This window comes from uncultured Flavobacterium sp., from assembly GCF_951805225.1.
In the GTDB taxonomy this organism is placed as follows: domain Bacteria; phylum Bacteroidota; class Bacteroidia; order Flavobacteriales; family Flavobacteriaceae; genus Flavobacterium.
This window is the reverse complement of record NZ_OX638201.1, coordinates 3,390,505-3,411,693: the sequence shown is the minus strand read 5'-3', so window position 1 is coordinate 3,411,693 and position 21,189 is coordinate 3,390,505. Positions and strand designations below refer to the sequence as shown.

General features: G+C 33.0%; 21 protein-coding genes. 11 read left to right on the top strand and 10 right to left on the bottom strand.

The genetic code is table 11. The features are described 5' to 3' along the window. Positions 1 to 6 precede the first annotated feature (6 nt). From WN975_RS13770 to WN975_RS13760, 3 genes are read right to left on the bottom strand one after another with little or no spacing between them, the layout of a single operon-like run. Positions 7 to 843 (bottom strand): hypothetical protein, encoded by an 837-nt coding sequence (locus tag WN975_RS13770; protein ID WP_337967044.1) that lies wholly within the window; start codon positions 841 to 843, stop codon positions 7 to 9. An 11-nt stretch (positions 844 to 854) separates the two neighbouring features. Next, the gene (locus tag WN975_RS13765; protein WP_337967043.1) at positions 855 to 1,331 is read right to left on the bottom strand and encodes a hypothetical protein; all 477 of its coding nucleotides are present in this window, start codon (positions 1,329 to 1,331) and stop codon (positions 855 to 857) included. 52 nt (positions 1,332 to 1,383) lie between these two features. Then, the gene (locus WN975_RS13760; RefSeq protein ID WP_337967042.1) at positions 1,384 to 2,043 is read right to left on the bottom strand and encodes a hypothetical protein; all 660 of its coding nucleotides are present in this window, start codon (positions 2,041 to 2,043) and stop codon (positions 1,384 to 1,386) included. 137 nt (positions 2,044 to 2,180) lie between these two features. Here WN975_RS13760 and WN975_RS13755 point away from each other — a divergent pair, with 137 nt between their 5' ends. The 6 genes from WN975_RS13755 (at position 2,181) to WN975_RS13730 (ending at position 9,888) form a co-directional block, all read left to right on the top strand. Beyond that, positions 2,181 to 3,062 carry a polyphosphate kinase 2 family protein gene (locus WN975_RS13755; protein WP_337967041.1) on the top strand — a complete coding sequence of 294 codons (882 nt, stop codon included), beginning with the start codon at positions 2,181 to 2,183 and terminating at the stop codon, positions 3,060 to 3,062. A 196-nt stretch (positions 3,063 to 3,258) separates the two neighbouring features. Further along, positions 3,259 to 4,710 carry a hypothetical protein gene (locus tag WN975_RS13750; RefSeq protein ID WP_337967040.1) on the top strand — a complete coding sequence of 484 codons (1,452 nt, stop codon included), beginning with the start codon at positions 3,259 to 3,261 and terminating at the stop codon, positions 4,708 to 4,710. Positions 4,711 to 4,805: 95 nt separating this feature from the next. Next, positions 4,806 to 6,587, top strand: coding sequence for a cytochrome c peroxidase (locus WN975_RS13745; protein WP_337967039.1), 1,782 nt, complete (start codon positions 4,806 to 4,808; stop codon positions 6,585 to 6,587). A 452-nt stretch (positions 6,588 to 7,039) separates the two neighbouring features. Further along, positions 7,040 to 7,639, top strand: coding sequence for a porin family protein (locus WN975_RS13740; RefSeq protein ID WP_337967038.1), 600 nt, complete (start codon positions 7,040 to 7,042; stop codon positions 7,637 to 7,639). 125 nt (positions 7,640 to 7,764) lie between these two features. Then, a complete protein-coding gene (locus WN975_RS13735) occupies positions 7,765 to 8,814 on the top strand; it encodes a histidine kinase (protein ID WP_337967037.1) in 1,050 nt (349 codons plus the stop codon). Positions 8,815 to 9,177: 363 nt separating this feature from the next. Then, positions 9,178 to 9,888 carry a LytTR family DNA-binding domain-containing protein gene (locus WN975_RS13730; RefSeq protein ID WP_338140821.1) on the top strand — a complete coding sequence of 237 codons (711 nt, stop codon included), beginning with the start codon at positions 9,178 to 9,180 and terminating at the stop codon, positions 9,886 to 9,888. 2 nt (positions 9,889 to 9,890) lie between these two features. Here the strand turns inward: WN975_RS13730 and WN975_RS13725 are convergent, their stop codons facing one another. Next, positions 9,891 to 10,826 carry a DUF6268 family outer membrane beta-barrel protein gene (locus WN975_RS13725; RefSeq protein ID WP_337967035.1) on the bottom strand — a complete coding sequence of 312 codons (936 nt, stop codon included), beginning with the start codon at positions 10,824 to 10,826 and terminating at the stop codon, positions 9,891 to 9,893. Between the two features lie 171 nt (positions 10,827 to 10,997). Further along, entirely contained in the window at positions 10,998 to 11,537 is a 540-nt protein-coding gene (locus WN975_RS13720; protein ID WP_099709178.1) for a hypothetical protein, read from the bottom strand. A 188-nt stretch (positions 11,538 to 11,725) separates the two neighbouring features. Here WN975_RS13720 and WN975_RS13715 point away from each other — a divergent pair, with 188 nt between their 5' ends. The 4 genes from WN975_RS13715 (at position 11,726) to WN975_RS13700 (ending at position 16,235) form a co-directional block, all read left to right on the top strand. Then, complete coding sequence (locus WN975_RS13715) at positions 11,726 to 13,111, top strand: MATE family efflux transporter (protein WP_337967034.1); 1,386 nt, start codon at positions 11,726 to 11,728, stop codon at positions 13,109 to 13,111. Between the two features lie 84 nt (positions 13,112 to 13,195). Next, the gene (locus tag WN975_RS13710; RefSeq protein WP_056247475.1) at positions 13,196 to 13,423 is read left to right on the top strand and encodes a hypothetical protein; all 228 of its coding nucleotides are present in this window, start codon (positions 13,196 to 13,198) and stop codon (positions 13,421 to 13,423) included. A gap of 76 nt (positions 13,424 to 13,499) precedes the next feature. Then, the gene (locus WN975_RS13705) at positions 13,500 to 15,440 is read left to right on the top strand and encodes an LTA synthase family protein (protein ID WP_337967033.1); all 1,941 of its coding nucleotides are present in this window, start codon (positions 13,500 to 13,502) and stop codon (positions 15,438 to 15,440) included. 249 nt (positions 15,441 to 15,689) lie between these two features. Beyond that, positions 15,690 to 16,235 carry a hypothetical protein gene (locus WN975_RS13700; RefSeq protein WP_337967032.1) on the top strand — a complete coding sequence of 182 codons (546 nt, stop codon included), beginning with the start codon at positions 15,690 to 15,692 and terminating at the stop codon, positions 16,233 to 16,235. A gap of 28 nt (positions 16,236 to 16,263) precedes the next feature. On the opposite strand, the gene meaB is transcribed toward WN975_RS13700, so the two are convergent. From meaB to WN975_RS13675, 5 genes are all read right to left on the bottom strand, one after another. Continuing rightward, positions 16,264 to 17,355, bottom strand: coding sequence for a methylmalonyl Co-A mutase-associated GTPase MeaB (meaB, locus tag WN975_RS13695; protein WP_337967031.1), 1,092 nt, complete (start codon positions 17,353 to 17,355; stop codon positions 16,264 to 16,266). A 161-nt stretch (positions 17,356 to 17,516) separates the two neighbouring features. Then, entirely contained in the window at positions 17,517 to 18,158 is a 642-nt protein-coding gene (locus tag WN975_RS13690; protein WP_337967030.1) for an NAD(P)H-binding protein, read from the bottom strand. 57 nt (positions 18,159 to 18,215) lie between these two features. Beyond that, positions 18,216 to 18,623, bottom strand: coding sequence for an Rrf2 family transcriptional regulator (locus WN975_RS13685; protein WP_337967029.1), 408 nt, complete (start codon positions 18,621 to 18,623; stop codon positions 18,216 to 18,218). Between the two features lie 154 nt (positions 18,624 to 18,777). Then, positions 18,778 to 19,242 (bottom strand): hypothetical protein, encoded by a 465-nt coding sequence (locus tag WN975_RS13680; protein WP_337967028.1) that lies wholly within the window; start codon positions 19,240 to 19,242, stop codon positions 18,778 to 18,780. A 54-nt stretch (positions 19,243 to 19,296) separates the two neighbouring features. Next, complete coding sequence (locus WN975_RS13675) at positions 19,297 to 19,863, bottom strand: Crp/Fnr family transcriptional regulator (RefSeq protein ID WP_337967027.1); 567 nt, start codon at positions 19,861 to 19,863, stop codon at positions 19,297 to 19,299. A 317-nt stretch (positions 19,864 to 20,180) separates the two neighbouring features. Between WN975_RS13675 and WN975_RS13670 the strand changes: the two genes are divergently transcribed. Further along, entirely contained in the window at positions 20,181 to 21,092 is a 912-nt protein-coding gene (locus tag WN975_RS13670) for an AEC family transporter (protein ID WP_337967026.1), read from the top strand. The last annotated feature ends 97 nt before the right edge of the window (positions 21,093 to 21,189 follow it).

Below are 21,189 nucleotides of genomic sequence, written 5' to 3'. Positions count from 1 at the left end.
ATTAAACTATTTAAGAGGCAAAGTCAATTTAAAAATCTTTGTTTCTAACAATTCAGTGTCATTATCTTCACAAAGTAAAAACTCGATTTTGTCATTTGATTTTTTGTAGAAAGTCAAACCTTCAAATTTATTGGTTGAAGTTATTTTTTGAGTGAAATCTATTTTCATGGTTTTAAGATCGATTCGGCCAATGAAACTTCCCAGGATTTCGCCATCGTCGTAGGTTGATTTTGTGTCTTCGGTGGTTGAAAGGAAATAGATTTTGTCTTCGACCAAAATAGCGTCGGTAAAACTGGAACGGATTCCTTTTATTTTTGGAAGTTTATAATTGGTTGCAACCAATGCAAATTCTTCACCGAGACTTTTAGCGTGAATCGTGAAAATGGTGTTTTTGTTGGAAATTCCGTTACCGCGATTGAATAAATACCAATTTTCTCCATCGAAAATTGCGCCTTCAAGATTAAAATCTTCCGGTTTTATTTCGCCAAAACTTTGCATTAAACCGTATAAATCGACCAAATTGTTCTTTTGTAAAACGGATTTGTTTTTAAGATCAAACTCAATCATTTTGTTTCGGTTTTCGGTCGAACCGGAACCAAATACATATAAGGTATCGTTGTGATGTGTTAGCGATTCAAAATCGGGTTTTAAGTTTTTGGGAATATTTTGCGTTGGATTATCAATTAAAGGATGTTGGTTTAATTGTTGATTTTGCATGTTGTATTCATATAAATATCCGCTATTGTCGCCAATAATATATAGTGAATCGTTATTGAAGAATAATCCTGATGCTGAACCGATTCCGATGATTTGAAATAATATTTCTAATGTGAATTTTTCCATGAAAATGGGTTTTATTTATTTTTTTGTTTTATAAGTTTTGTGGTTTCATTATTTACTGTTTCCTTAATTTTCTGTAATGTAGTAGATGAAACACATTCTGCAATGCTGATATAAACTAATTTATTGTCGTCATTTAAGTTTATGTTTTTTTGCAAGGCATTGTCAGAACTACTCATTCCGGTTACTAAATATACTGGCGTTCCATTTTTATAAAGTAATGTGGTAATTTCTATTGCTCTTTTTAAAATTGCATCTTGAATTTTTTTCTCATATTCCACAAATTCAATATAATGCACACATTGATATAAACTGCAAAATGTTATTTTATTTAATTTGGCTCTTTTTTGAGTTTCTGGAAGTGGTTTTAATTGAGTAAAACATTTGCCGAAAACCTGCATGTAAATTTGATCTTCTAATGAAGTTTCTTCATTTTGAGAAAAAGCCTGAATGCTAAACAAAAAGAAAAGAATAATTATCGTTTTATTCATTATTTGTGAGAGATATTAATTGAATAATTAATGTTGTATTTTGTACTCTTTGTTATCTTGATTTTATCTTTTTAAATGTATTATTTTTTTCTGCTTCTGAAACTATTTTTTCGAGATCGTCCATAATTAGTTTGCTTTTTAATTTGATGTTATGATCATAATTCATGTTTGATTTTGGGGAATATTCATCTTTTTTTATCAAATCAAAACTGGTGATTTTTTGTTCGACTATTCTTCCATTTATTATGAATTTAAAATTACGATGGCCCGAATGATCAACAGTAACTTGATGTATTACTTTTTTTGAATTTTCGGTAGTTTCATATTCGTAATTTTTGACAACTTCATTTTTAATATTTTTTTCATTTGTGAAGTAGATATTCCAGAAAGCATTTTTAGAAATACTCATTTTCGAAAATTCAAAATCGATACTAATTTTATTTAGATATGTTTCTCCTTTTTCTTTCCAAAAGACATAAACAGGATAATTATCTTCTAAAGTCAATTTCTTGTTTGTAGGTAAGTTACTGTCATATATTTCTCTGCACCCAATACAGTAATCTTCATAAACGCAAATAGTATCTATTTTTTGTTTTTGAAGATCTTTAATGAAATCAGAGGTTAATTTGTCAATATTAATTTCCGTATTGGTTTGTGCATTTGCAATCAATGTTATGAATAAAATACTGAAAACGAAAATTCTTTGGATCATGATATGTTCTTCGGTTTGAGGAAGGTCTTTTGAAAATTTATGCTTAGCCCTGATAATATTGAAAAAGTATTGTAATGAATAGCAGGAATATGCTTCGTAAAATTAGTATATTTATGATATAAAAAAATGAAAATGATATGAAATCAATAGACCCGAAAGATTTTAAAGTTACAGATAAAATAAAGTTATCAAAGATTCCGACTTTGCTGGATATCGATGCCGATAGTGACGAAAAAGAAGCCAAACTGGATAAAGTGCAGTCAAAACTGAGCAATTTGCAAGACGTGATGTATGCACATAATAAATATAGTGTTTTGATTTGCCTGCAAGGAATGGACACTTCGGGAAAGGATAGTTTAATCAGGGAAGTTTTTAAGGAATTTAATCCGCGTGGTGTTGTGGTGCATAGTTTTAAAACGCCAAATTCGACGGAACTGGAACACGATTATTTATGGAGACATTATATTGCATTGCCGGAAAAAGGGAAATTTGCTATTTTTAATCGTACGCATTACGAGAATGTTCTGGTAACACGTGTACATCCGGAATATATTTTGGGGGAGAATTTGCCGGGAATTAATTCGGTTGATGATATCACGCCAAAATTTTGGGAAAACCGAATTAAGCAAATCAATAATTTCGAAAAGCATATTTCGCAAAACGGAACTATTGTACTTAAATTCTATTTGCATTTAAGTAAAGAGGAACAACGCCAACGTTTATTACGCCGTTTGGAAGAAGGGAAACACAACTGGAAGTTTTCGCCCGGAGATTTGAAAGAACGCGAACACTGGAAAGAATATCAGGAATATTATGAAGAGGCGATAAATAAAACTTCGACAGATTATGCGCCTTGGTATATTGTTCCTGCCGATGATAAAGAAATGGCACGATATATTGTAGCCAAAATTATCTGGGAAGAAATGCAGAAGCATACAGATATTAAGGAACCGGAATTGGACGAGAAGATTAAAGCCAATATCGAAATGTATAAAGAACAATTGAAGAAAGAGCCTTAAAGTAAGGCTCTTTTTTTTTGGCTTATGTTAATGGTGTTTTATGAATGTTTTGTAGTACTAAATTAATGTTAATTTTTTTGGGGTTAAAATATGCTTTTTGACCATTGTCTTGTTTTTTTGATAATATCGAAGTGATTTTTAGTTAAAGTGTAAGGGGTTACTTTGTAAAAAAATAAAAATTAAACATTAAAGCGAGATGAAAAGAATTATTTTACCCCTTATTGTTCTTGGAACGTTGATTACGTCATGTAATAACGACTCTAAAGATCAGAATGAAACAACTAGTGTTGTATTAAAAGACCAATCTGTAACGCCAAGTTTGTTGAAGGCAAAATCAGGTTTTGAAGATTTAAAAATTTATTCTCTTTTTAGTTCAGATGATGTTTTTGCAGATAGTCCAAAATTTGTTTTTGGAGGTTCTGCTGATGGTTCAGGTTTGTTGAAAAATACTGATGGAACTTTTACTTTCTTAGTAAACAACGAAGACAATTTTGCGGTTTCAAGAATTACATTAGACAAAACATTCAAACCTACAAAAGGAGAATATTTATTAAATTCTAGTGGAGGAACCTGGAGACTTTGTGGCGCAACAATGGCTACACAAGCTGAACACGGTTTTGGACCACTTTATTTAACTTGTGGAGAATCTGGAGAAGAGTCTCGTACACACGCTTTGGATCCTTATGCAAGCGCTGGTGGTGCATCTGTATCTAAAGAATTAGCTGGATTTGGTCGTTTAAGTGCAGAGAATGCTTTGCCATTACGTACTTCTGCTTACAAAGGAAAAACTGTAGTTGTAATTGGTGATGACGATTCTGGAACTTACGGAGGTCAGGTTTTTATGTATTTATCTAATACTGTTGGTGATTTGACTAATGGTACTTTGTATATGCTAAAAAGAAACGATGACAATCAAAGAGAAAAAGATATGGAAACAGGTAAAACTTATCCTGTATCTTTTGTAAAAATCGAAAACCACAAAACTTTAACTGGTGCTCAAATCAATGCTTCTGTAAATACTTTGAAAGCTATTAAATTTGGTCGTGTAGAAGATTTAGATTACCGTAAAGGTGGTGACAATGCAGATCGTGAATTGTATTTTAACGTAACAGGACAAAATACAACTGGAACAAATGCTGATGCTTCAAGAACTAAATACGGTAGAGTTTACAGATTAAATCTTGATGCTGCTGATCCATTAAAAGGAACTTTAGAAGTTGTTCTTGACGGAGATAATCGTTCTGGAATTGCTGGTAAATTTCAAAATCCAGATAACATTTGTGTGACTAAAAACTACGTTTATGTTCAGGAAGATGCTAATGGATACGGTGACGAAACTCACGATGCTTACATCTATCAATACAATATTGCTACAAAAGATCTTAAAGTTGTAGTAGAATTAGACCACCGTCGTACTGCAACTGATGCTGCAAAATACAATGTAGGTGGAACTTCAAAATTTGGAGATTGGGAATATGGTGCTTTAATCGATGTTTCTGAGCAAGTTGGTATCGCTGATACTTTTATGTTGAGCGTTCAGCCACATACTTGGACTGGTGAGAAATACAAAAGCCCTGACGGAGGAACAAATCGTCCTAATGAGCAACAAGCAAGTCAAATCGTAGTAATTAAAGGTTTAGCGAGATAAATTTTTAAAACTTTACAAAACAGCAATCCACTACTTCAATTTGAGGTAGTGGTTTCTGTTTTTCTGAATATTCCTCTTTTAATCGGTATTAAATCATGAAAAAAATATATTGTTTGTTGTTCTTAGTAACATTTGTTGCTTGTCAGAAAAAAAACAAACATCAGGAAGTAAATGAATTGTTTCAGTCAGATATTACTTTATTGATCGAAAAAGTCGCCAAACTTAAATATTCGGTACAAGAAGATTCTACCGAAGCGCAGATTCAGAGACAATTTCTGGAGGCACATCAAAATTATAAAAAGGTCGAAATGATAAGTGAGTATTATTCGCCCGCAGTTTCTAAATCGATCAACGGACCAGCAATTCCGGAGTTCGAAGAAAATGATAAAGTGACCGTTCAGGCCGAAGGTTTTCAGGTTATTGAGGAATTGGTTTTTCCGAAATATAATAGAGCAACCAAAAAAGAATTACTTCAGGAATTAGGTGTTTTATCTGCCAATTTAACTCGGTTAGAAAAAGTTTCAAGTTCTAATGAATTGACAGATGCGCACGTTTTTGATGCCATGCGATTAGAAGTTTATAGAATTATTACTTTAGGAATTACCGGTTTTGATTCGCCTGTAGTTTTAAATTCACTTCCGGAAGCATTGGTTTCTTTAGAAACAATCGAAAAATATTATAAGGTTTATCTTGAAGATAAATCAGTTCCGAATAGTAAACAAGTTCTTGCAGTTTTAGAAAAAGGCAAAAAATATTTAAAAGCAAACACCAATTTCGACGCTTTTGATCGTGCTTATTTTATCAAAGAAATTGCAAATCCGTTAAGTCGCGGATTATATAAAACACAATCAGAATTGGGAATTTCGGTAATGAAAGAGCAAAGAGGTTTGAAGGTAACATCTGAAACTTTATTTGATAAAGACGCTTTTGATCCCGAAGCTTTTTCGGGTTTCCCGGATTATAAAACGACGCCTGAAAAAATTGCTTTAGGCAAAAAGTTATTCAATGATCCTATTTTATCCGGAAACAATACACGTTCCTGCGCTTCTTGTCATCACGCCGATAAGGCTTTTACGGATGGTTTGGAAAGAGCGGTTTCATTAGACGGAAAATCAATGATTCAGCGTAATACTCCAACATTAAATAATATTGCTTTTCAGCGTGTATTTTTTGCAGATTCCCGTGTAAGTTATCTCGAAGATCAGGCGGTTGCCGTAATTAAAAACGAAAATGAAATGCATGGATCTCTGGAGAAATCTGCTTTGGCGATTCAAAAGAAAGCTGATTATGTAAAGGAATTCGAGAAAGCTTTTCCGAAAGGAGAAATCAATGAATTTGCAATCAAAAACGCTTTAGCATCTTACATTCGTTCGTTGAGTCATTACGATTCCAAGTTCGACGGATATATGCAAAACAAAGCAGCCTTTTCAGCCGATGAAAAAGCAGGATTTAATCTGTTTGCCGGAAAAGCCAAATGTGCAACTTGCCATTTTATTCCACTAACAAACGGAACTGTTCCGCCAAATTTTGACAGATCTGAAAGTGAGATTTTAGGTGTTCCAAATAAAAACAATAAACTCGACGGCGATTTAGGAAAGTTCGTGATTACGGGAGCAGCTATTCACAAATATTCATTCAAAACTCCAACCATTAGAAACATTGAACTTACAGCGCCTTACATGCATAATGGAGTTTATAAAACGATGGAAGAAGTAATAGATTTTTATAATGAAGGCGGAGGTTTAGGTAAAGGTTTCGCTCTTGATAATCAAACATTGCCCGAAGACAAATTAAAACTGACAGATAAAGAAAAAAAGCAACTTATAGCCTTTATGAGAACGTTGACGGATAAGAAGTTTGTGGAGAATAGAGAATAGAGAATAGAGAATAGAGAATAGAGAATAGAGAATAGATGAAAGAAGAAAGATGCAAGACAATCTGCAAATCTTTAAATTTAGCTTTGTGACCTTTGTATTCTTCTATAAGCAAACAACTTCGCGAACTTTGCGAAAAACCTTTGCAACCTTTGCGGTAAAATTTTTTTGCCACGAATTGCACGAATTGCACAAATTTCTAATCTCAAGATATCGCTTTGTGAACTTTGTCTTCTTTCGTCAGCTAACAACTTCGTGAACTTTGCGAAAAACTTTTGTAACCTTTGCGGTTAATTTTTTTCGCCACGAATTCCCATAAATTAAATTCGTGCAATTCGTGGCAAAAAATCTTTAAATAATTCCATTGGTCAAAAGCCAAATGCAGTTCATCAAACTAATTTTAATAGCGTTTTAGGTTTGTGCTCCTTTGCATCAAATTAATAAAAACTATTATCATGAACATTTACAAATTATTATTACTAACCACTATTTTCTTAGTGAGTTTGATTTCTTCAAAAGTTACAGCACAATCTCCGCTTCCAATTCATGTGGGAATAAAAGGAGGTTCTAATTTTTCTGAATTGCCGGTTACAGATGGCTTTAGCTCAAAATATGCAGTGGGTTATTTTGTTGGAGCGATGGGAAGATTCGATTTTAAAAGATTCTATATTCAAAACGAAATCTTGTATAGCGAGAAGTCTTCAAAAATTGAGAAAACTTCATTATCAGCATCTAAAAATGCAAAATGGAGAAGTCTCGAAATGCCATTATTAATAGGTTATAAAGTAATTGATCTTTCGACTTTGAATGTGAGAGTTTTTGGAGGAGGAGTTTATTCGTATGTTCTCGATGAAAATATTTCGTCATTAAATCAGCTTAAAAACTCATACACAAAATTCAACAAATCTAATATTGGTTATCAGGTTGGAGCAGGAGTCGAAATGTGGAAATTTACCTTAGATTTAGTTTATCAAGGCGGACTGAATAATATTAGTAAAGACTTTAATTCCAAAACAAATTCCTTTAATGTAAGCGTTGGATATTTTATTTTCTAACCTTTATTTTATCCTTTAACTTCTAGAAACAGCAAAGAATCTTTTTGGTTCTTTGCTGTTCGTTTAGAAAATATAGGGTTATTTTTGAACCAAAAGATTCACATAATTTACTTACTCTTTTTTTGATGACTATAAAATATAAAAACCGGCATTGGATATTTTTAATCTTTTTCTGGTTCATACTTGGTATTACGATTTGGGCGCAATTGATAGCCGATTATGGAATAATTTCGGCTATACGCCAGTCAGGTTTAATATTATTAAGCTCCATTGTTTTGGCGCATTTTCTTAGTGATGTGATGCTTCCAAAGGCATTACGTAAAAACAAAATGACATTATTTGCCGTACAGGCTTTTGCAGTAGTGCTGCTTTTGTCACTTTGTCTGGCGGTGGTTTATGCCGCTTTCTCCGATTCGCAAACACGTAACCGATTATATCCCGAAGAAGCAAATATGGCTCCTATTGAGTTTTTGTGGGCTCGGTTTTGTGGAAGTATTCCCGCGGCACTTTTGATTTGTGGCACCGCTTGCGGACTTCGATTTTATCAGGAACATAATGTAATCGAAAGAAATCATGCCGAATTAAAACAAGTTCACTTAGAAGCTCAGATAAAAATCCTGCAAGATCAAATCAATCCGCATTTGATGTTTAATATTTTGAATCATATTCACATTTTGATGCAAAGCAATGTCGAATTGGCTTCGGTTTTATTAGTTCAGTTTTCGGATATTTTAAGATATCAATTGTACGAATGTAATAAAGAATATGTTCCGTTACATCTTGAAATTAAATACTTAAAAGATTTGATTGCCGTCGAAGAAACGCGTTGGGGAAATGAATTAGAAGTAAAAAGCAAATGGAATATCGAAGACGGTCATCTTCAGATTGTACCTTTACTTTTGGTTCCGCTAATAGAAAATGCTTTTAAACACGTATCAAGACTTCCAAACCAAAAAGGATACGTGCATTTATCATGCGAACAAATCAATAAACAATTGATTTTTAAAATCGAAAATTCTTATACAGAACAATACAAGATTCCGTCTAATAATCAAGGATTAGGACTCGAAAACGTCAAGAAAAGATTGTCGATTCAATATCCCGAAAAACATCAATTAGATATAGAAAAGACTGATTCGGATTTTACCGTAAAAGTGACTTTAGATTTAAAATAAAAAAAAACTTTTCCCACAGATTATAAAGATTATAAGGATTTTTTATGCCACGAATTGCACAAATTAGCACGAATTTATTCATCTAGTTATAAAGCTAAAGCTTAGGGAACTTTGCATTCCTTCAAAAGTCAAATCTTTGCAAACTTTGCGGTAAAATTTCGCCACTGATTAGAAGGGTTTTGTAGAAGATGCAAGATGAAAGAGTCAAGATGAAAGAGTCAAGATGAAAGAGTCAAGATGAAAGAGTCAAGATGAAAGATGCAAGAGACAAGATGAAAGAATAAAGAAGAAATCTGCTTAATCTGTAAAATCTGCGAGAAACCTTTTTTTAGAAATAAACACCAAACCTGAAACAAAAAAACTATGAATATGAAATGTCTCGTTATTGACGACGAACCAATTGCAAGAAACGGAATAGTAGATTTTGTTTCAAAAATTGATTTCCTTGAAGTTGTTGGCACTTGCGCTTCTGCTTTGGAAGCGACTTCGTACATTCAGGATAAACAAATCGATTTGCTGTTTCTGGATATAAATATGCCATATTTGTCCGGATTAGAATTTTTAGAATCTCTGGATAATCCGCCATTGGTTATTTTTACAACCGCTTATTCAGAGCATGCTTTGGACGGATATCGTTTGCAGGTTGTTGATTATTTGCTGAAACCAATTACTTTTCAGCGTTTTTATCAGGCTTCATTAAAAGCAAAACAATGGCATCAAATGATTTCTCCAAAGCAAAATCAATTAGATCCTTTTCTTTATGTTCGTCAGGAAGAAGGATTTCAAAAGATTTCGTGGGTTGATATTTTATATATCGAAGGAATGCAAAATTATGCTAAACTTCATTTTACAGATAGAATTCTCGTGATTCATCAAACCATGATTTCATTAGAAGAAACACTTCCAACGGAGATTTTCTTTAGAATTCACAAATCATTTCTAGTCAATATAACACATATTGATTCCGTTTCCGGCGGACGATTATTTGTAAAAGGACAAGAACTACCTATTTCAAGAACACGCCGTGAAGCATTATTGAAAGAGGTAGTTTATAAAAATCTATTAAGCAGATAATTCTAGAATTGCCATTTTAAAGCTAAAGCCGCATAAAATGTTGTCGTGAATCTTGGGTTTGCCAGATCTTTTTCTTTGAACATATTTTTAATTTTTCGATCATTTGTTGAGAACGATCGAGCCAAAGTACTTCCCGCTGTAGGTTCAAATGTCCAATGCTTACCAAATTTAAGCTGAGGTCTTAAACCAGCAATAATTTGCTGATATCCAAGTAACATAGTTTTATTTGCCGGATTTATTTCGGCAGTCATTCCGCTAAGTTCGACAACAGTTTTTAAGTCAAATGTTTCAGATATTCTATAACCTAATTCTAAACCTTCAGGAAAAGTAACTTTAAAATGTAGCGCGCCTTTAGATTCCCAATTAAAGTAAATTCCAGGAAGTACCATTGGAACACCAAAACTATTCGTTAAAACTGGTCCGAAACCAAAAGCCAAATTCGGATTGAATTGTTTGATAAAAAGAACGCCGCCTTGTACAAGAATATCATCTTTATTGATTTCGACCATATCCGTATAAACGCCTACAGAAGCCATTACGAGAATTGACCACGACGGAGAAATTGATCTTAAATGTTTGACTCCAATTTGTGCGTTTAGAAGCTCATCGGGAAAACCGTTTGGGATTTCTACAGGAAGATCTCGTAGATCATAATTCTTGTTTTCCATTTTGGCATAAGCTCCCTGAAGCACGATCGACCAAAGTTGTGGATGATTGTATTTGTCCATTTTCATGGAAAGCGGAATTTCTACAGAAAGCTGAGCCCTTTTAAAATTACTTTTGGAGTCTGTTTTGGCGCTGTCAATTGGTCGGACATAATTAGAAAACGGAACATAATCTGCTTTAAATTCTCCAGAGATACTTTGTTGAGATCTTGCAGAAATTGTAACCAATAGAAAAATAAATAATTGCGATAGATAAAAAACTGTCTTGTTCATGATTTTGATTAATTTTTCTGCGAAGTACAGTGTTCTTCATTAATCCAAAAAAATCATTTGACGACTGGTATTTATCTTTTGACCAACTGCATAAAAAAACGAAACCCGACAGACTATGCGATCTGTCGGGTTTGTTACCAAAAACAAAAATAATAAATTAAACCTTTACTTTTATAAATCAAAACCATAGGCTAAACGTAAAGCCACTTGGTTGGTTTTGAATTTGTTATAGTCCTCATAACGGACACTAATATCAATGTATTTGTTGGCGTATCCAATTCCTGGCGCCCATAAAAAAGTGGTTTGATCGTAACCGTTTGTAACGGCAAAACCAGCACCAACTTCACCTAAAACATAGAATTGATCTTCCCAGATAAAAGCTTTAAAACCTGCTTTTGCCGGAATAAAACCAAGATCTTTTACATCAACTCCATTGTCATCTTTTCCCATAAACAAATTGGTAAAACCAGTTGTTAACGTTAATGACGTTCTTTTTGATAAATCATACTGTAAACGAACATCTCCACCCAATGACCAATCGTATGCATTGTCAGTTGGTAAACCTCCGTTAAGTCCAAATCCCAATCTGAAGCCCTGATCATAATTTTTGATTTCTCCTTCAGATTTAGACGTTGTAGTGTCTTGAGCAAACGTGGTATTGGCGTATAAAAAAGCGAAACTCGCTAGGCAGAACATTTTTAGATTTCTCATGACAATTTTTTTTGAATTTATAATGATGTAAAAATAATAGCTAGGTGTTGGGGCGTTGTTATAGAATTTTTTGAAATTGTTATATAATCTCGAGGTTCATTAAAAATGACTTAATATTTGCTTATGTTTTTAATATTATCCAAGAATTCAAAGCTTCTGACTATCTTTGCCGACTAAAAAGAGTAGAATTGAATTTAAAGCAGTACACTAAAGAGTTTTCATACAATTTAAGATTAGCATATCCTATTATATTAGGTATGGTTGGACATACATTAATAGGTATCGTCGATAATATAATGGTAGGGAAATTAGGAAGTACTGAACTTGCAGCAGTTTCACTTGGAAACAGCATGATTTTTATTGCAATGTCTTTAGGAATTGGTTTCTCGACCGCAATTACTCCAATTGTTGCCGAAGGTGATGCTGAAAAAAACGATTCTAAAATTCGTTCAGCATTTCATCACGGTTTGTTTTTGTGTATTCTTTTAGGATTATTACTTTTTGGCGTAATTATTCTGGCTAAGCCAATAATGGAATTGCTAAAACAGCCAGCCGATGTAATTGCACTTGCAAAACCATATCTTGATTGGGTAGCTTTTTCGTTGATTCCGCTAATTATGTATCAGGGTTATAAGCAATTTGCTGATGGAATGTCGATGACAAAATATTCGATGTACGCCATGATTATGGCAAATGTTCTGCATGTTGGTATCAATTATATGTTGATTTACGGAATCTGGATTTTCCCAAAAATGGGAATCGTTGGCGCAGCACTTGGAACAGTAATTTCGAGAATCTTTCTGGTAATGTTCATGCATATAATGTTATCCAGAAGAAATGATTTAAAACAATATTTCAAGAATTTCAGTTTTGATGAAATTAAAAAAGAAACCATAAAGAAAATTATAAGCATAGGATTTCCATCGGCAATGCAAATGCTTTTTGAAGTTGTATTGTTTACCGCATCAATCTGGCTTTGCGGTAATATTGGTAAAACCAGTCAGGCAGCCAATCAAATTGCGTTGAGTTTGTCTTCAATGACCTTTATGTTTGCAATGGGATTAAGCGTGACATCAATGATTCGAGTTAGTAATCAAAGAGGATTAAATGACTATAAAAACTTAGTTATCGTTGCTCGTTCTATTTTTTTACTGGCGATTATAATCGAAACCGTTTTTGCAATCTTGTTCGTTGTTTTTCATAATTACTTGCCTTATATCTTTTTGAATATGGAGAACGGAGGACAACTTCTGGACAATAACGAAGTAATAAGTATTGCTTCAAAATTATTTATAATAGCGGCAGTTTTCCAAATTTCAGATGGAATTCAGGTGGTTGTTTTAGGAGCTTTACGCGGATTACAAGATGTAAAAATCCCAATGTATATAACATTTGTGGCATATTGGGTAATTGGTTTTCCGATCTCGTATTATTTAGCCGAATATACAGATTTGAAAGCGCAGGGAGTTTGGATTGGACTTTTGGCAGGATTAACTTCTGCGGCGATATTTTTGTACATTCGTTTTCACTTTCTGACTAAAAAATTAATCAAAAATTCAGATTCAAATACTTAAATTTGAGCCTTATAAAATAAAAAATATGCCAATCAAGATAGCTTTCGCGAAAGGCAACTAACAATAACAAATACATAAATAAAAATGGAATTACCTAAATTTTTACTCGGAGATAATACTGACTTTCCAGATGATATTTTCATCATTCACCTTGATTATCCAAGATTTATAATCAACTTAAAAGATGATGAGGTTGAGTTTATGGAAGAAGCAGAAGATCTTGACGAAGCCGAATTAAATGCTGAAATGGAAGGTTTAATTGTTCTTGCGAATGAATTTTATGACCGTGAAATAACGCGTTACGAAGAGTAGAGACGCACAGCAGTGCGTCTGTCTGGCAATGCGTTTTACAATATTTCTCAGTCAAAAATATTTTTAAATCTTTCTAATGAAAAAATTAAGTTTTTTAAAACCCATTTTCAATTTTATAGCAATTGGATTGCTAATTACTACTTTAAGTCGAATATTTTTATTTTTTATTTTTAAAGACAGAGTAGTAGAAACACCAAATTTCTGGTATATTTTTCCAATCGGTCTTCGAATGGATTTAATATTATTATGTTATTTGTCATTTTTACCAGCGCTTTTAATTACGTTTCTTCCAAATAAATGGCTGAAATTCACCAATAAATTTCTGGTGATTTATAGCTTTTTATTTCTGTTTTTGATTCTTTTTGTAGAATTGGCAACACCGGATTTTGTAAAACAATACGATACACGTCCAAATAAGATATTCTTAGATTATCTGATTTATCCAAAAGAAGTTGTTGGAATGCTTTTAAAAAGTTACCTGACTTCTATCATTGTGACATTCTTAATTTTGGGAGTTGTTCTTTATTTTGCTTTCAAAAAAGGAAAAAAATATTTTTATACTACAAGTGCTGAATATAAATTCAAACTGATGATTTTTCCGTTAGTTGCGTTTTTATTGTTTTTTGGAGCACGTTCAAGTCTTACTTCAAAACGTCCGATAAATGCTAGTAATGCTGTTTTTTCTACAGATCAACTAACAAATACTTTGGGATTAAATTCATTTTATACAGTAGCTTTTGCGGCATATTCGATTAAAAATGAAGGAAACACGAAGATGTATGGTAAAATGGATGAAGCCGAAGCAATTGCTCGTGTAAAAAAATACATGATTGCCGGACCAACTGATTTTACAGATGCCGAGATTCCGTTTTTACACGTTCAACAACCGGACACAGTTTTAAAGAAACCTTATAACTTGGTAATCTTTCTACAAGAAAGTTTAGGAGCTGAATATGTTGGGATTTTAGGAGGAAAACCATTAACACCGGAATTTGATAAATTATCGAAAGAAGGATTATTGTTTACCAATTTATATTGTACAGGAACAAGAAGTGTCCGCGGAATTGAAGCGGTTGTAACCGGATTTTTGCCTTCACCATCAGAAAGTGTAGTAAAGTTGGGAAATTCACAACAAGGCTTTTTTACTTTGGCGGAAGCCTTAAAACAAAAAGGATATGACACCAGTTTCATTTACGGGGGAATGGCGAATTTTGATAATATGGCTTCGTTTTTCAACGGAAATGGTTTTCAGGATATTGTAGATCAGGAAGATTTTGAATCTGATGGAAATAAATATGCTTTCAAAGGAACTTGGGGTTATTCAGATGAAGATTTAGTTACCAAAGCAAACAATTATTTTAAAGCTAAAGGCGATAAACCTTTCTTTTCATTAATGTTTTCGACTTCAAATCATGAACCTTTTGAATATCCTGCAGGAAGAATTAAACCTTATGATACAAAACCAGCAACGGTAAATAACGCCATGAAATATGCGGATTTCTCTATTGGGAAATTCTTCGAAATGGCTAAAAAAGAACCTTATTTCAAGAATACTATTTTCATCGTTATTGCGGATCATAACACGAGAACGTACGGAAAAAATTTAGTACCAATTAATAAGTTTCATATTCCTGCTTTGATTATGGGACCTGGAGTTCCAAAAGGAGTTTCGTATAGTAAATTGGCAAGTCAAATTGATATTCCGCCTACATTGTTGAGTTATTTAGGGCTTTCGTTTGAAACCCCAATGGTTGGTAGAAATCTAAATAAATTAGATCCAAAAACACAAGGAAGATCGATCATGCAGTTTAATGATATCAACGCATTCAGAGTAGAAAATCAGGTTGTAATCATGCAGCCAAATTTGAAACCTCTGCAATTCGAAATCAAAAACGATACAACTTTAATTCCGGTTAAATTAAATGAAGAATTAGCAAAAGACGCTTTGGCACATGTAATTACAGCAGGAAATTTATATAAAGAGAATAAGTATAAACTGAGGGATACAAAAAAATAATTTTTAGTACATTTTAAAAAAAGCTGCTAAGTGTGAAATTTCATACTTAGTAGCTTTTTTGTTTTAAAAATATAGATTTATGCTGACAATTTAAATTAGTACTAATAAAATAAATATGATAATTCTGATTTTTTTTAAATAAAAAGTCGAAAAAGTGGGTAACAAAAATAAATTTAATTGATCTGTAATAAGAAAGGCGTAACCTGAAAAGCCTGTGATAGAGTAGGGATCAATTAAATTTTATTTATTATGAAAAATTTACCACAAAAAAAATTAAAAAAATCTCAAGTATTAAAAGTGATGCTAGTTTTTGTGTTTACAGCTTTTTTTATAAGCTGCAGCCAGGAACCTAGTACAAATCAAAATGCTGAAGTATCAACAGCAGATCAGCAAACCACATCGAATACCAAAAGAATGTATGAACAATATTCAATTATTGTGCGAAATTGGGGATCGCATAATGTTGACTGCAGTCAGCCATTAGGTTTTTGTTATGATGTTTATACCTTTAGATGGTACTACTTTAGCCTTTTAAAACCAGATGGTAACGGAGGAACGCCAGTGCGCGTTGATAATGTTAAAGGACAATTTGTTATGACAATTCAAAAAAGTGCTTTGACAGAAGAGAATCACAAAGATTTAGTTAGAAATGGAGTTTTTGTAATACCTGAAGGCCAAATTTTAGCTCCGGAAATAGTTAAAACTTTAAAATTCAATTCAGATATTTTAACTCCTGGAAAATACCCTATTCAAGAAAGTGAAGAGACTTATACAATTGCAATTGATGTGAAATAAATCAAACGTAAAAAAAGCTTTAAGGAATTTAGAGCTGTTTTTTATATTCATTCAATAAAAACTGAGCGGCTGCAAAAGGTGATGTTTCATCATTTTGCACCGCTTTTTTTATTTGTTCCAATTGTTCAATAATCTTAGGGTGATTGTAAAAGTTGAGTTTTAGTTGCTCATTTATGGTTTCCATCATCCAGAATTGATTTTGTTCTTTTCGCTTTTCGCTGAAGAAACCAAATTCATTTGTCATTTCGACATAATGAGAAATTGTATTCCAAATTTCTGAAATACCATCTTTTGTAATTGCGCTGCAAGTAGTAACTTTTGGCTGCCAGTTTGATTTTTTTGGAGGAAATAAATGCAAAGCACGGTTGAATTCCAGTTTTGCCTGATTTGCTTTTTTGATATTATCGCCGTCCGCTTTATTGATTACAATAGCATCGGCCATTTCCATAATACCGCGTTTTATACCCTGAAGTTCATCGCCGGCACCGGAAATTTTCAATAATAAGAAAAAGTCAACCATACTATGAACAGCAGTTTCACTTTGTCCAACACCAACAGTTTCGATAATAATAGTGTCAAAACCTGCGGCTTCACAAAGTATAATTGATTCTCGTGTTTTTCTGGCCACACCGCCCAAAGTATCTCCGGAAGCACTTGGTCTGATAAAAGCATTTTCATCTTTTACCAATTCTTCCATTCGGGTTTTATCACCAAGAATACTTCCGTGCGAAAGCGAACTGCTTGGATCAACTGCCAAAACAGCTACTTTTTTACCTAATTGGGTCAAATAACTTCCAAAGGCTTCAATAAAAGTACTTTTTCCAACTCCGGGAACTCCGGTAATTCCTATTCGGATTGATTTATTAGCGTGTGGCAAACATCCATTAATAACTTCATTTGCTTTTGCAGCATGTTCAGGATTTGTGCTTTCGACCAAAGTTATAGCACGACTTAATGCCGTTCTGTTTCCGTTTAAAATTCCATCAATTAATTCAGTTGAAGAAGGTTGTTTTCTTCTGTTTTTTTTAATTTGATGAATAGCAGAAACATTGGTGATTTCAGGAGGCGAAATTCCGGCTTTTTCTTGTAAGCTGCTTGATTGTTTTTTTGAACTTGACAAAATATACTTTTTGGTAGTGTAAAAGTACAGAAAACAAAAACAGTTTCAAAAAAGGATTTTCTTTGAAACTGTTTTGTAAATGGAACACTAATTTCACGAATTAACACTAATTACAAGCTTGCTAAACATTTTAATTCGTGAAAATTCGTGAAATTGGTGTTTTAATAAGCTGCTGTAAAACGAACTTGATGATGTTTTGCGTTTTCGGCTTCATCAGCAATAACAACCGCTAAATCCTCAACAGATAAAATACTTCTTTGTTCGTCGTTAAAAACTGGATTCTCTAATCCTAAACGATATTTTCCTGTTCTTCCTGTTGTAATTCCTTGGTGCATTTCGAAAGCTGGACTGAAAAATGCCCAATCCAATTCTTTTTCTTCTTTCAAAATATTCAAATAGTCTCTTGCTGCAGTTGCGCCAGCGTAATATTCTTTTGGAAAATCTGGAGTATCAACCGCTTGTAAACCCGGAGCAACAAATAAACTTCCGGCACCACCAATTGTAATAAAACGTTTTACGCCAGATTTTGTAACCGCTTCCTGAATCGCTTTTGATCCTGCAATGAAGTCATCGTAAATGTTTGGATTTGTCCAACCTGAATTATAAGCATTGATTACAACGTCATTTCCTTTTAGAATTTCTGCCAAAGCATCAATATTAAAAATATCAGCACTTTTCCAAGTTGCATTCGAAGTGTCTTTTGGGTTTCTTGCAATAGCAGTAATGTCATGATTTCTGTTTGCTAATTCGTTTAAGATTGCTGAGCCAACAAATCCGGTTGCTCCAATAATTGCGATTTTCATAATATATAATTTAAGTTTGTAATAAAAAATGTTACAGTTTTGTGTAAAAAAATAGTCTTAGAATTGATTAGAAAAATCTTCCAATGAAATTCCTTCTAATTGTAGACTAACTTTTTGATTCATATCAGCATATAAAGAACTTAAGTTTTGATTGATCTTTTTTCCAACAGGACAATCAGGATTAGGCTGATTTTTTGCATACCCTAAGTTAATGGTTTCAAAGGTCATTTCAAATATTTCTTTTAATGTAATTTTCGAAGGATCAACAGCAAGTTTTGTTCCGCCATTTTTACCTTCTTTACTTTCTACAATATGATGTGCTTTTAGGTTGGCAATTTCTTTTCGAACCAAAACAGGATTCAAATTGATGCTTCCGGCAATATACTCAGATGATAAAAAATCATTTGGGTATTTTGTCAGCAAAGTCAAAATGTGAATCGTTATGGCAAATTTACCTGAAATCATACTGTAATAAAATATATTACAAATGTAGAAAGGTTTTTTCGAATAAAAAAAGTTTTAACTAAAAATTAATTGTTCCAATGAAAATCATAGCATAAAACCAAACGGGAATTTATACGCATTATTTGCTTGAATAACGCGTATTCCCTGAGAAAAACTATTTGATTTTTGATTGATTTCGAATTGCAGAAAAATATACCCAAGCTATAAAAAGAAGCTGTAACGGGATTCTGAACCATAGATAAGAAATGCCTTTTCCGCTATAATCCGCAGCTTGCAGATTTATATTGTGACAAGCAGCATAGATATTTGCCGGAAGCAGCATTATAAAAAATAAGATAAGAAGTTTGCCACTAAGTACTTTTGTTTCAGGAATTAAAAGCCAAATTGCCGCAATAATTTCTATAATTCCTGTTGCATAGACAATTATAATAGGTGAGGGCAAAAAGGAGATCATCATTGCCATTCCTTTGGCAAAAGCAAAATGACCAATTGCTGTGAATACAAGCATCGCTGCCATAGCAATTCTGCCGGCAAGTGCTGTTTCTAATGTTTTAGTTTTAATTCTTATAATTAACAAAGCAATTGCAAAAACTCCGAATAAAATAAATAAGGTTTCCATATCTTTTTTTATACAAAGTTGCATTCAAAAGGAACCTTAAACAATGAACCTGGGTTAATAAATGCGCTTTCTTATTCGGCTTAAAGCTTGTGGAGTAATGCCAATATAAGACGCAAGATACTTTTGAGGAATCTTCTGGATTAATTGTGGTTGCTCTGTAAACAAATTGCGATAGCGTTGTTCTGCAGAATCATTAAGAAGTGAAAGTTCTCGTTTAGTTTTTTTAAGAAATAAGCTTTCGCTTGCAAGACGACCAATTGTATTACCAATTTTGGTTTCGGCATAAATGTCCTGAAGATCATTATAAGATATGCGCCAAAGTACGGTGTCAGCCAAAGCTTCAATGTTATAATGTGCTGGCAATCTTGTAATAAAGGAATCGTAACCACTCGCAAATTCGCCATCAAATACAAATGCAAAAGTGAGATCGGTATCTTCACGAGGAATATAATATCGCACTAATCCTTTCTCGACAAATGAAAGATAGTTTTCTAAATGATCTTTTTTAAGTATGGCGGCTTTCTTCGGAAATTCTTCGCGTATTAATTTTGAAGAAAACGCATCCCATTCTTCATCGGAAAGTTTTGCCATTCGCTCAAAATTGTCTCTTATTTGCTGCATTGATTTTTGAAATTATATATGACCCTTTAAGGGTTGAAAGTCTCCAAATTGTGCAGTTAGGCACTAAATATTGGTAGTCATATCGGTTAGAAATTCGTTGGCGTGCCGTAGGTACGCAACAAAATGATATCTATTGCGTACCTACGGCACGCTAAACTTATGCCAATTTATATTTTCTACCAATATTTAGTGCCTAAAGGCACATTTCAATTCTTGATTAGCATAACACATTAAAAGTAACAAAAATCTTTTTGATGCACTATATTTTGTTTGATACAAGAATTTATAAATGTCTATTTTTGTGACTACTCAACGCTATGAACAATTTTATTTTAATATTTTTTTTCCTGACATTAGGTTTGGTTTTACAAAGAGTAAAACGCTTTCCGACTAATATTTACAAGATTTTAAATAAAATTGTAATTTATATTTGTCTACCTGCAATTACTTTATATCATATTCCAAAAATAAAATGGAGCAATGAATTATTGTTCCCAATTGCTTCAGGTTGGATTTGTTTTATTTTGGCGTTTGTTTTTTTTCATTTCTTGGGAAGAAAATTTGGCTGGTCAAACAAACTTATTGGCTGTCTGATTTTAACTGCCGGATTAAGCAATAGTTCTTTTCTTGGATATCCTATAATTGAGGCTTTATTTGGAAAAAAAGGTTTAGAAACGGCTGTTTTGGTCGATCAACCCGGAACTTTTGTAGTAGTTTCGACTTTGGGAGTTTTTGTGGCGGCTTTTTATTCGAAAGGAAGTCCAAATGCAATTAGTATTATTAAAAAAGTATTGCTTTTTCCGCCATTTCTCACATTTGTTGTTGCTTGTTTAATGAATATTTCAGATTATCAATTTAATATTGATATTCAGGCTTTTTTATTAAAATTAGGAAGTTTGGTGACACCGTTGGCATTACTTTCAGTAGGATTGCAACTTCAATTTGACCGAAGAAGTCAACACTGGAAATTTCTTCGACTTGGACTTTTCTTCAAGTTAATTCTAAGTCCTTTGGTAATTTTCGTGTTGTATGTTTTTATTTTCAATCAACATTCAGAAGCTATAAAAGTTACTTTGATGGAAGTTGCGATGGCTCCAATGATTACAGGCGCAATTCTGGCTTCAACTTACGGATTAAAACCCAGATTAAGCAGTATGATGATTGGTTTTGGAATCCCAATTTCGTTTTTAACGCTTGCTGTTTGGTACTTGGTTCTTCAATTTATTTAGCCAACAGAACTAATTCTACAGGGAAAATAGAATTTTAACTAATTTTTAAAAAAATCGTGTTTTCTTTATCTCTTTTTTGACTAATTTTAGAGGAACT